10 protein-coding genes are annotated in these 11,970 nt (G+C 67.6%); 7 read left to right on the forward strand and 3 right to left on the reverse strand.

Annotated features, from left to right (window positions below; genetic code table 11):
* Nucleotides 1-80: 80 nt before the first annotated feature.
* A complete protein-coding gene (hrpB, locus tag ACN2C8_RS10275) occupies nt 81-2,525 on the reverse strand; it encodes an ATP-dependent helicase HrpB (RefSeq protein ID WP_419251664.1) in 2,445 nt (814 codons plus the stop codon).
* A 130-nt stretch (nt 2,526-2,655) separates the two neighbouring features.
* On the opposite strand from hrpB, the gene ACN2C8_RS10280 reads away from it, so the two are divergent.
* The 5 genes from ACN2C8_RS10280 to ACN2C8_RS10300 all read left to right on the forward strand — a co-directional run bounded on the left by ACN2C8_RS10280 (nt 2,656) and on the right by ACN2C8_RS10300 (nt 8,186).
* Nucleotides 2,656-4,284 (forward strand): amino acid permease, encoded by a 1,629-nt coding sequence (locus tag ACN2C8_RS10280; RefSeq protein ID WP_419251665.1) that lies wholly within the window; start codon nt 2,656-2,658, stop codon nt 4,282-4,284.
* Between the two features lie 102 nt (nt 4,285-4,386).
* Entirely contained in the window at nt 4,387-5,106 is a 720-nt protein-coding gene (locus ACN2C8_RS10285; RefSeq protein ID WP_419251666.1) for an MBL fold metallo-hydrolase, read from the forward strand.
* 96 nt (nt 5,107-5,202) lie between these two features.
* Entirely contained in the window at nt 5,203-5,967 is a 765-nt protein-coding gene (locus ACN2C8_RS10290) for a response regulator (protein WP_419251667.1), read from the forward strand.
* The gene (locus ACN2C8_RS10295) at nt 5,964-7,391 is read left to right on the forward strand and encodes an ATP-binding protein (RefSeq protein WP_419251668.1); all 1,428 of its coding nucleotides are present in this window, start codon (nt 5,964-5,966) and stop codon (nt 7,389-7,391) included. Before ACN2C8_RS10290 ends, ACN2C8_RS10295 begins: the two co-directional genes overlap by 4 nt.
* A 99-nt stretch (nt 7,392-7,490) precedes the next feature.
* Nucleotides 7,491-8,186: a hypothetical protein gene (locus ACN2C8_RS10300; protein ID WP_419251669.1), complete on the forward strand. Its 696-nt coding sequence runs from the start codon at nt 7,491-7,493 to the stop codon at nt 8,184-8,186.
* Here the strand turns inward: ACN2C8_RS10300 and ACN2C8_RS10305 are convergent.
* Entirely contained in the window at nt 8,183-8,857 is a 675-nt protein-coding gene (locus tag ACN2C8_RS10305) for a DUF1345 domain-containing protein (protein WP_419251670.1), read from the reverse strand. The genes ACN2C8_RS10300 and ACN2C8_RS10305 overlap by 4 nt on opposite strands.
* A gap of 117 nt (nt 8,858-8,974) precedes the next feature.
* Here ACN2C8_RS10305 and ACN2C8_RS10310 point away from each other — a divergent pair, with 117 nt between their 5' ends.
* Entirely contained in the window at nt 8,975-9,139 is a 165-nt protein-coding gene (locus tag ACN2C8_RS10310) for a hypothetical protein (RefSeq protein WP_419251671.1), read from the forward strand.
* Between the two features lie 9 nt (nt 9,140-9,148).
* Nucleotides 9,149-9,346, forward strand: coding sequence for a general stress protein (locus tag ACN2C8_RS10315; protein WP_419251672.1), 198 nt, complete (start codon nt 9,149-9,151; stop codon nt 9,344-9,346).
* Nucleotides 9,347-9,413: 67 nt separating this feature from the next.
* Here the strand turns inward: ACN2C8_RS10315 and egtB are convergent, their stop codons facing one another.
* On the reverse strand, nt 9,414-11,579 hold the full coding sequence (egtB, locus tag ACN2C8_RS10320) for an ergothioneine biosynthesis protein EgtB (RefSeq protein WP_419251673.1): 2,166 nt from the start codon (nt 11,577-11,579) through the stop codon (nt 9,414-9,416).
* Nucleotides 11,580-11,970: the final 391 nt, after the last annotated feature.

An 11,970-nucleotide genomic window follows, 5' to 3' on the forward strand; every position in this document is an offset into this window, starting at 1 on the left:
GGTGGGGGAACACCGCACCGAGTCCGCTGTACTTCCCCCTCCGTCGGCTTCGCCGACACCTGCCCCGCCAGGGGGAGGACTTATGTCCCCCGGGGCTTCGCCCGCGTCGTCGGTGCGGCGGCGGCGGGATCATCCGGCCAGACATGCCGGGGATAGCGACCCTTCATCTCGACCTTCACTTCGCGCCATGAGCCCTTCCAGAAGCCCGGCAGGTCCCGCGTGATCTGGATCGGCTTGTGGCCGGGCGACAGCAGCGACAGCACCAGCGGGATCTTGCCGCCGGCGATGCTGGGGTGGTCGGTGAGGCCAAACAGCTCCTGCACCCGGATGTCGATGCGCGGTCCGGCTTCGGCGGCATAGTCGATGGCGACGGTGGTGCCGGTCGGGGCCTTGAAGCGGGCCGGCAGGGCCGCGTCGATCTTCTGCTGGGCGTCCCAGGGGATCAGCGAGCGGATCGCGCCGTCCAGCGTGTTCTCGTCCAGCGCTGAGAGTGACGAGCGGCCATGCAGCAGCGGCTCCAGCCACTCGCCGAGGCGTTCCATAAGCGCGACCTCCGACAGGTCGGGCCAAACCTCGCCGTCCAGGCCGCGCAGGAAAGCCACACGATCACGCAAGCCCTGAGCACCGTCACCCAGCCGCAGCGCTGACAGACCCTCAGAGCGAACCTGATCCAGCAGGGCGCTGGCGATCAGCGCGGGGTCGGGCTTGTCGATCAGCCGCTCCTCCAGCACCAGCCTGCCCAGCCGCAGCAGCCGCTTGGCGCGGACCTTGCCGCCGGGGCTGGTCTCCAGACGGTCCTCGGCGGTGAGCCTGTCGGCAAAAGCCTCGCGTAGCGCGATCTCGTCAACGGCGGCGGCCAGCAGGATGCGGTCGCGACTGTCGCCGCCGCCCAGTTCGCCCACGGCCAGCCAGGTTTCGCGCGCCAGGGGATCGGTGGGCTCCATATAGACGCCGCGTCCGCCAGCCAGCTGGAACTCCCCGGGCTTGCCGCGCGCCCGGGCCACGCGCTCTGGATAGGCCTCGGCCAGCATCAGCCCCTCATCCAGCGGCGTCGCGCCCGAGGGCTTGCCGGCCGCGCGCGCCCAGCGGTCGGCCAGGGCCTGGGCGTCCTTGGCCCTGGGCGATCGGTCGCGGCCCAGGTTTTCCAGGCGTCGACGCAGGTCGACCTCCCGGCCACCCAGACCCTGCTCGGTCAGCAAGGCCGCGACCTCGGCTCCACGCCGGGCTTGGCCCGAGGCGGCGGCGCGAACCACCATGTGGGCGATGCGCGGGGGCAAGGGCATCTCGGCCAGGGCCTTGCCGTGGGCGGTGAGACCGCCCTGAGCATCCAGAGCCTGAATGCGTTGCAGCAGGGTGCGAGCCTCGGCAAAGGCCGCCACCGGCGGTGAGTCCATGAAGCACAGGCCCGAGGCGTCGCGGGCTCCCCAGCGGGCCAGATCGAGCGCCAGGCGCGACAGGTCGGCCTCGAGGATTTCCGGACGGGCGAAGGCGAGCAGCGACCGGGTCTCGACCTCATCCCAAAGGCGGTAGCAGACGCCGGGCTCGGTGCGCCCTGCCCGGCCCCGCCGCTGATCAGCGGCGGCGCGGCTCACGCGGACGGTGTCGAGCCGGGTGATGCCGCTGGCGGGATCATAGCGCGGCACGCGGGCCAGGCCGCAGTCGATCACCACGCGTACGCCCTGGATGGTCAGGCTGGTCTCGGCGATCGAGGTGGCCAGAACCACCTTGCGACGCCCCGGCGCGGCGGCGGCGATCGCACGGTCCTGCACGGCCGGGTCCAGCGCGCCATACAGCGGCGCCAGATCGACCTCGGGCCGGCGCAGCCGCTCGGCCAGCCAGCTCTCGACCCGGCGGATCTCGCCCTGGCCCGGCAGGAAGACCAGCAGACTGCCGGTTTCCTCCGCCAGCGCCCGCTCAACGGCCCTGCCCACACGCTCTTCCAGCCGCAGACGGTCGTCTCGGCCCAGGTAGCGCGTATCGACCGGGAACATCCGGCCCTGGCTCTCGATCACCGGGGCGTCACCCAGCAATGACGAGACGCGCGCGCCATCCAGGGTAGCCGACATCACCAGCAGCCGCAGATCATCGCGCAGCAAACCCTGGACATCGCGGGCGAAGGCCAGGCCCAGGTCTGCATCCAGGCTGCGTTCATGGAATTCGTCGAACAGGACGGCCGCGACGCTCTCCAGACCCGGGTCGTCGAGAATCATCCGGGTGAAGACGCCCTCGGTGACCACCTCGATGCGGGTGCGGGCCGAGACTTTCGACTGCAACCGCACGCGAAAGCCTACAGTTTCACCAACCGCCTCGCCCAGGGTGGAGGCCATGCGGGTCGCCGCGGCTCGGGCGGCCAGCCGGCGGGGCTCAAGCACGATGATCTTGCGGCCCTCGACCCAGGCTTCCCCCAATAAGGCCAAGGGAACGGCCGTGGTCTTGCCCGCGCCAGGCGGGGCCACAAGGACCGTCGCATGGGAAGCGAGCATCGCCGCTTTCAATGCGGGCAGGACATTCTCGATCGGCAGCATCGCGGGGAGGCATAGACCCTCAAACCGCTCTCGTCACCGCAAGGCGTTGCGCGAAGCCGCCTGTCTGACTAACGTCCCGGCCCAATGCCTGACTAGCGGGGGTTCGCTGGTCGTTGGGGAAAAGAAACACATGGCCGGAAACAGGCTGTTCCTGAAGAAGTCGATTGCGAGCATCCAGAAGGAGGCCGCACACAGCCAGCTGAAACGAACGCTGGGTCCCATCAACCTCATGAGCCTGGGTATCGGCGCCATCATCGGCGCGGGTATCTTCGTGCTGACCGGTCAAGTGGCCTCGGCCAATGCCGGCCCGGCGATCATGCTGTCGTTCATCGTCGCCGGCATCGCCTGCGGCCTGGCCGGCCTCTGCTACGCCGAACTCGCCTCGACCATGCCGGTCTCCGGCTCGGCCTACACCTACGCCTACGGCACCCTGGGCGAGGTCTTCGCCTGGATCATGGGCTGGCTGCTGGTTCTGGAATATGGCGTCGCGGCCTCGACCGTCGCCGTGGGCTGGTCTGGCTACGTGGTCAGCACCCTGCACGCGTTCGGGGTCGATTTCCCGACGATCATGGTCGCCGGCGCGGAGGCTCCGATGTGGGCCACGCCGCTGATCCAGGCCGTCACCACGCCTGAAGGCGGTACGACATTTGCCATGACCGGCACGCTGAACATCGTCGCGGCCATCGGCATTGCCATGGTCTCGGCCTTGCTGGTGCTGGGCGTCAGCGAGTCCGCCAACGTCAATAACGCCATCGTCGTGGTCAAGGTGATCGTGCTTCTGGTGTTCATTGCGGTGGGCATTCAGTACATCAACCCCGCCAACTGGCACCCCTTCATCCCCGAGCCGACCGGTCAGCCCGGTGAGTTCGGCGTAGGCGGCATCTTCCGCGGCGCGGCGATCATCTTCTTCGCCTATGTCGGTTTCGAAGCCGTCTCGACCGCAGCGGCCGAGGCCAAGAACCCGTCCAGGGACGTGCCGATCGGCATCCTGGGCGCCCTGGTCATCTGCACCCTGATCTACATGGCCGTCGCCGCCGTCATGACCGGCGTCGTCCCCTACAAGGAACTGGCCAGCCCGGCCCCGATCGCCGTCGCCATCGACCGCATGGCCCTGGAATGGGCCGACGTTCCCTACGCGGCGGCTGAAGGCGGCAAGCTGAACCTGATCAGCATCGCCATCAAGATCGGCGCGATCACCGGCCTGTCCTCGGTCATGCTGGTGCTGTGCTACGGTCAGACCCGGATCTTCTACACCATGGCCCGCGACGGCCTGCTGCCGAAGGTCTTCGCCGCGATCCACCCCAAGTTCCGCACCCCGTGGCTGGGCACCATCCTGCTAGGCGTCGTGATCGCCATTGCCGCCTCGTTCCTGCCGATCAGCCTGTTGGGTGATCTGGTGTCGCTGGGCACCGCCGTGGCCTTCTCGATCGTCTGTCTGTCGGTGATCTATCTGCGCATCAAGCACCCCGACCTGCCGCGTCCGTTCCGCGTGCCCGGTGGTATCGCCACCGCCGTCTGCGGCATCCTGGCCTGCTTGTTCCTGGCCTATCAGAACTTCCAGCCGATGATCGTTCACGCCATGAACGACAACCCCCTGCCCCTGATGATCCTGGCCGGCTATGCCGCCGTCGGCGCCTTGATCTACATCGCCTACGGTTTCTGGAACTCGAAGCTCGCCAAGGGCATCGACATCACCGAAGACACCGAAATGAACTCGCCCGCCGAAGCCATGGCTCGCGGTGTGGACGACGTGAAGTAACCAATCTTCTTCGTCGAAATCGATCGAAGGCCCGGGAGCAATCCCGGGCCTTCTTTCTTGGGCGCTCGCCAGGGCCTATGTTGCCAGGGACAAGGAGTTCCCGTGAGCCAAGCCCAGCCCCCGATCCGCGCCTTCATCGCGCCGGTCACGCCCCTGCAGCAGAACTGCACCATCGTCTGGTGCGCAAAGACGCTGAAGGCTGCCGTCATTGATCCGGGCGGCGAGGTGCCACGCCTGATGAAGGCTCTGGCCGACCAGGGCCTGACCCTGGAGAAGATCTGGATCACCCACGGCCACATGGACCACGCCGGCGGCGCGGCTGAGCTGAAGCGTCTGACCGGGGTTCCCATCGAGGGCCCGCACAAGGACGATCAGTTCTGGATCGACCAGATCCAGATGTCCGGCGAGCGCTATGGCATTCCCGAAGCCCGGATCTTCGTTCCCGACCGCTGGCTGGACGACGGCGACGTCGTAACCCTGGGTGAAACCGAGTTCGAGGTCCTGCATTGCCCCGGCCACACGCCAGGCCACGTGATCTTTTTCCACCGCGAGGCGCGTTTCGCCCAGGTCGGCGACGTGCTGTTCCAGGGCTCGATCGGCCGCACCGACTTCCCGCGCGGCAATCACCAGGACCTGCTCGACTCGATCACCCAGAAGCTGTGGCCGCTGGGCGGCGATGTGCGGTTCGTCCCCGGCCATGGGCCGATGTCCAGCTTCGCCGCCGAGCGACGCAGCAATCCCTATGTCAGCGACTTGGCAATCGAGGCCCAGAACATCCAGGGCGCCGACTTCGCGATCCCTAAAAACAACTCTCCAGGCTAGGCGGGGAGCCGTTTGGGATCCAAATCGCGCCGTCGGGTTGCACGGCTGTTTCAAGCGTGAAATCTGAACGCCACGGGGACATGACAGGAGCGTCTCATGGAGACCATCCCACAGACCGGCCCCGCAGCCGAGCCGGAGGCCCCGCGCAGCGCAGCGTCGCGGATTCTCATCGTCGATGACGACCCTGGCATTCGCGATGTCGTGTCCGACTTCCTGAGCCGACACGGCTATGCCGTAGACACCGCCTCCGACGCCCGCACCATGGAACAGGTCCTCTCGCGAGGGCCAGTCGATCTGGTGGTGCTCGACGTCATGCTGCCCGGCGAGGACGGCCTGGCCATCTGCCGGCGGCTGTCGGCGCAGGACGGCCCCGCCATCATCATGCTGTCGGCCATGGGCGAAGAAACCGACCGTATCGTTGGCCTGGAACTGGGCGCCGACGACTATCTGCCCAAGCCCTGCAACCCGCGCGAATTGCTGGCCCGCATCCGTGCTGTCCTGCGCCGTCGGCAGGAGCCTCGCAACAGCGACGACGGCATGGGCGCGGCCTGCGAATTCGCCGGCTGGCGGCTCGACCTGGTGCGCCGCGAACTGCGCTCGCCACAGTCGGTGGTCGTGAATCTCTCCAGCGGCGAGTTCTCGCTGCTCCGCGCCTTCGTGGAACGCCCCCAGCGGGTGCTGACCCGCGACCAACTTCTTGATCTTGCCCGCGGTCGCGAGTCCGACGCCTATGACCGCGCCATCGACGTCCAGATCAGCCGGCTTCGCCGCAAACTGGATGACGGGGGCGGTAGCGAGCTGATCCGCACCATTCGCAGCGAGGGCTACATGTTCACCGCCAAGGTCCTTCGCACGCCATGAACCAGCGCCGCCGCGGCGCGCCGCTGTTCGTGCAGGCGCTGGGCTTGGTGACGCTGACCCTGGTGGCGGCGCAGCTGATCGCCATCGCCGTCATCTTCACCCTGCCGCCGCCGCCGCCCGAGCTCTATCGGCTGTCGGAGATCACGCGCGCCCTGAAAACGGGCCAGACGGTGCAGCCCCGCGATGGACGCGCTCTGGTGGTTCAGGCCCGCGCCAGGATGCCTTCCGGCGGCCCCGACTCCGCTCGCCGGGCAGAGTTCAAGGCCGGCATCGGTCGCGCCATCGACGTTGCGCCGGCGCGCATCGAGATCGTCACCGAAAACGGCCCACGCTTCTTTGTTCGGCGCTTCAAGGCGACCCCGAATGACCGGACAGGCGGTTCCGGCGGTCCTGCCGGGCCGGGCGGCCCGCGCGACCAGTTCATCGCCCGCGAGCTACCGCCGCCCGGCGAGCGCGGCGCTCGCGCCGGGCCGGCGCGCGACGAGCCGTTCATCTTCGGCGATTTCGAGCTGGGCGTGCGCCAGAGCGACGGCAGCTGGGTCGTGGTCGAGCCCAAGCCGACCTTCCGCTTCGACAGCTGGCAGCAGCGCGTGTTGCTGATTCTGGTGCTGTCGGTGCTGGCGGTCGCGCCGCTGGCCTGGCTGTTCGCGCGTCGGCTGGCCGAGCCCATCACCGCCTTCGCCGACGCCGCCGAGCGTCTTGGCCGCGACCCCCGCGCCCCGCCCCTGGAGCTGTCAGGCTCGACCGAGGTGGTGGCCGCCGCCAACGCCTTCAACATGATGCAAGAGCGCCTGCGCCGCTATGTCGAGGACCGGACAGCGATGATCGGGGCCATCGCCCACGACCTGCGCACACCCCTGACCCGCCTGCGGTTCCGCATCGAGGCCACGCCCGACGATGTGCGCGCCAAGCTGGCCGCAGACATCGACCAGATGGAGGCCATGATCTCGGCTGCCCTGGCCTTCGTTCGCGACACCACCCGCCCCGCCGAACGCACCAAGCTTGAGCTGGCCTCCCTGCTGGAGAGCGTGGTCGACGAAGCCGCCGAGACCGGAGGCCAGGCCACGGTCGAGCGCGCCGAGAAAATCGTCATCGAGGGCGATCCGATCGCGCTCAAGCGGCTAGTCGCCAATCTGGTCGAGAACGCCCTGAAATACGGCCAAGTGGCGCGCGGGCGCGTGTTCGCCGAGGGCGACATGGCGATCATCGAGATCGACGATGACGGCCCCGGCATCCCTCTGGCCGAGCAGGAGCGGGTGTTCGAGCCGTTCTTCCGCGGCGAGCCCTCGCGCAATCGCGAAACCGGCGGCATAGGCCTTGGTCTGGCGGTCGTGCGCTCGCTGGCCCGAGCCCATGGCGGCGACGTGACCCTGGTCAACCGACCCGAGGGCGGCCTGCGCGCCTGCGTTCGCCTGCCGATCTAACCCCAGGCGCGGCTTTGTTGCCGGCCTGCAAGGCTCAGCCTGGAGACTGACATTCTCCGGCAATCTCGCTGCGCTTGATGCCGGGGGAAGGAGCTCCTCATGACATCTCGTGTTGCGACCACCGCCGTCCTGGCTGCCCTGTTCCTGTCAACAGGCGTGCACGCCACGCCCCGGTGGAACGAAGGGCCCCGGCCTGGTCAAGGTTTCGGACCGCCCCCGCGAGAAGACGGCGAACACGGACCGGGGCATCGTCGCCCGCAACTCTTCATCAGCCCTGCTGGCGAGCCCTTCCGCGCGCCGGCCGAGGCTCCCTATCCTGTTGCGGCATGGTTCTCGGCCGGGGACGCCAACCACGACGGCGCGCTGTCGCGCGATGAGTTCGTCGCCGACGCCGGCCGCTTCTTCACCGTGCTCGATACGGACAAGGACGGCGTGATCGACGGTTTTGAGGTCTCGGCCTATGAGCGAAACATCGCACCGGAAATCCTTCAGGGGGTCAATATACCGCCTGGCGGAGGACGCGGCGGACGCGGCGGTCCTCCCGGCGGCGGCGATGGTCCGCCTCGCAAGCGCGGCGGACTGGTCGGCGGAGCCCTGCAGGGGGCGGCCCCCTACGCCCTGCTGGCCGAGCCGCAGCCGGTGATGGGCGCCGACGCGGACTTCAACCGCCGCATCTCCAGGGACGAAGCCGTCAAGGCCGCCAAGTCACGCTTTGCGCTGCTTGATGCGGACAAGGATGCCCTTCTCCGCGTGGAAGAGCTGCCCGCCACCCCCGTCCAGGCGCGGCGCCGCTAACCGCCCACCACGCTGGCGATGATGTTGATGCCCAGGGCCAGGATGGCGGTGTTGTAGGCGAAGGCGGTCGCCGCATGGGCGGTGACCAGCCGGCGCAGGCGCGAGGTCAGTATGGTGTTGTCTGAGACCTGGAAGGTCGCCCCGACGCTGAAGGCCAGATAGACGAAATCCATGTAGCTGGTCGGCGGCTCGCCGGGGAAACCGATGCCGCCCTTGCTTTTGCCGTCCCCAAAATGACGATGGGCGTAGTGCGGCACGAAGACCGACTGCAGCACCAGCCATGACAGGACCAGGGTCGCGCCCGCGCTGGTGGCGATGAACGCCTTGGCCAGGCCCTGCGCGGTCCGCGCCGCCACCATCGCATCGACCACCGCGCCCAGGCTGGCGACGATGGCGGCCAGCACGATCAACAGCAGCACCGGCTGACCCTCGTCGTCCCCAGCCGCCCGATCGCGGATCTCGGCCTCGTCGGCGCGCAGGAACATCCGCCAGGTCAGGATCAGATAGGTGAGGGCCGCCCCGTCCCAGCCCAGCAACAGATGCGAGCCTGTCGGAGCCTGCAGCCAGAAGGCCGTCGCCCAGACGAACAGGCCGACCACACAGCCCGCACCAAGCCGCCAGTGCGGCGGCGTGATGTGGCTCTTTGCCCTGGATTTGGCGGTCTTTGACAAGCTCGGAATCCCTTTGCCTTGCAGCCGCTGCGCCTGTTGCGTGCATTTACTCACGCTTTGAGGTGAACCGAACGTGGCTTCGCTGGTTACCTCTCTGAACGCGCAGGACACGACGCCATGACCGACCCCGACGCACCACCTCCTGTCGAGCCGCAGCCCCCGGAATACGACCCGGGGTCAACGCCTGATGAAATGCCCTCCCCCGTGTCACCGGTCGATCCTGGGGACGACCGCCCCTATGACGCCGCGCCCTGTTCGCCGACCGTGACCAGTATCGATTAGGAGCACCGTATGGACCTCGACAGCGAACGGCCCCGTGGCCGCCGCGGCTTCGCCGCCATGGACCCTGAACGTCGCCGCGAGATCGCGCGCAAAGGCGGGGCCAGCGTGCCCAGCGAGAAGCGAAGCTTCGCCAAGGATCGCGATCTTGCCGCCAATGCGGGTCGCAAGGGTGGATCTTCTTCCCGCACCGTGCGCCCCGGCGACTGAACGCCTGACCTGAACATGCTCGAAGCGCGCTGGATCCCCCCGTCCAGCGCGCTTTCGCGCGTCTAGCCTATCGTGTCAGCACATAGACCCCGAACGCGGGCTGGATGCTTTCCCACTTGCGCGAGACAGCCCACCCCGCCCGGCGCGCGATGGCCTCAAAAGCTTCGGGCCGGTACTTGTAAGAGTTCTCGGTGTGGATGGTTTCACCCGCCGCGAAGTCGAACGTCCGTCCCGCTATCGTCACACGCTGGGCCGTCGCGCTGACCAGGTGCATCTCGACCCGGCTTTCCTGCTCGTTCCAGACGGCCCTGTGCGCGAAGCCCGCGAGATCGAAATCGCCGCCCAGTTCGTGATTGATCCGTGCAAGGATGTTGAGGTTGAAGGCCGCCGTGACGCCCTGGGCGTCGTCATAGGCCGGGATCAGCACTGCGGCCGACTTGGCGACGTCTGCGCCCACCACCATCATCGCGCCATCGCCCAGCAGGTCGCCGGCACGACGCAGGAAGTCTTCGGCTTCGAGCGGCGGGAAGTTGCCGATGGTGGATCCGGGAAAGAACCCGACGGCGACACGTCCCGCCACGGCGGATGGCAACCGTAGGGCCCGCGTGAAGTCGTCGACCAGCGGCGCAACCGTCAGCGAAGGATAGCTGGTCTTGATGGCCGCAGTCGCCTCGTCCAGCGCGCTCTGGCTGATGTCGATGGGCGCATAGGCCGAGAGTTGCGGCGCCGCGTCCAGAAGGATCCGGGTCTTGACGCTGGCCCCACTGCCGAACTCCACCAGCGCTGCACCATCGGGGATCCGCGCAGCAATCTCCGGCGCGATCTGGCGAAGCAGCGCGGTCTCGGTGCGGGTCAGATAGTATTCCGGCAGATCGCAGATCGCCTCGAACAGCCGCGAGCCCTCGGCGTCATAGAAATACTTGCTGGGCAGCGTCTTTGGACGGGCCGATAGACCCGCCACCACATCTTCCAGGAAGCGGTTGTCGCTCGGAACGTCCAGGATCTCGGGGTCGTCGGCCAGCCGGACGCCGGCGAAAACCCAGCGCTTCTCCGGATGGAAGAAATTGCGGTAGGTCGCCCGCGTATGGCCGGGCGGTGTCGCCGCGCAACCGCCGCGCAGCACCATCTGGTTGACCATGAACTTGCCGTTGTACTCGCCCAGCGCGCCCGCGCCGGGACGAAACCCGGGATAGGCGGCATAGCTGCTGGAGGTCCACTGCCACACATGGCCGTGCAGTTGGCGCAGGCCGCCGGCGCCCGGCGCGCGCGCAGCAGCTTCCCATTCGGCTTCGGTCGGGAGGCGCCGACCCGACCAGGTCGCATAGGCCGCCGCCTCGTAATAGCTGACATGCGAGACCGGCTCACCGGGTTCGATAGGCTGACGTCCAGCCAGGGTCATGGCCGACCAGCCGTTCCCTTCCTGGCGCCAATACAGCGGCGCCGCCCATCCTTCCTCGACCACGCGCGCCCAGCCGTCGGAAAGCCACAGCTCAGCCCTGGCGTAACCCCCCGCGTCGATGAAGGCGATCCACTCGCTGTTGGTCACCAGTCGGTCACTCAAGCGATAGGGCGCCAGATAGGTCTTGTGCCGCGGGCGCTCGTTATCGAACGCAAAGCCTGTCCCGCCGGCGCCGACCTCGACCACACCGCCCTCGAACGGCACAAAGCGCTCCGGATCGAACGATTCCTGGCCGCGGCGACCCATCTGGGCCTGATAGACCGGGTCCAGCGGCGACTGGGCAAACAGATGCAGGATGTCCATCAGGATCAGCTCCTGATGCTGCTCCTCATGGGCAAGCCCCAGATCCAGGCGCTCACGGGCATCCCGGAGCAAAGACGGGCCCGACAACAGCCGGGCCATCGCCGCATCGACATGGGCGCGATAGGCGCCGACTTCGGCGGTCGATGGACGGGTCAGCAAGCCCCGCGCCGGCCTCGGCTGGCGGGGCCCCAGCGCCTCGTAATAGGAATTGAACAGGTAGCCAAAGCGGGGGTCAAACACCGCGTAGCCATCGAGATAGGGGACCAGCAGGAAGGTCTCGAAAAACCAGGTTGTATGCGCCCTGTGCCACTTTGTCGGACTGGCGTCAGCCATCGACTGGGCGGCCTGATCTTCGGCCGACAGCGGGACCGCTAGAGCCTCGGTGCGCCGTCTGACCGCCTGATAGCGTTCAAGGTCTCGCGCGGCGGACGCCTGGACGGCCTCCGATGCGTGCAGGTCGTCCGGGCTCATGCGCTCTCCTGGCAGCCAAGACCGAGTTCTAGCGAGACCCGGCAGAGGACAACGTGTCTAGAGTTTGGGTGTTCCAGGGCCGAGTTTCAATAGCTGCGCATAGGGCGGTTGTTGCAGGCGACGCCGTAAGAGGGGTTTTGCCGCGTCCTTGCGAGGCCCGGGCCGGGATCAACGCGTCCAGCCGGGTCGGCCGCGCCAGGCCCGAGAGACGAAACGCACCCTGCCGACGCCGTTCCAAGGAACCGTGGCCCACGCCGGAAACTGCCCAAGGCGCGATGCCCTACCGCCGCGATAAACATCGTCTGCCATCACCTGGCGGATACTTAACGGGCAACATTGCGCAAATCCAGAAACCGACAACGTTGTCATAGATAAGACAGTCTATCCGCCA

Origin of the sequence: Caulobacter sp. ErkDOM-C (genome assembly GCF_048541825.1) — a bacterium.
Lineage (GTDB): Bacteria > Pseudomonadota > Alphaproteobacteria > Caulobacterales > Caulobacteraceae > Caulobacter.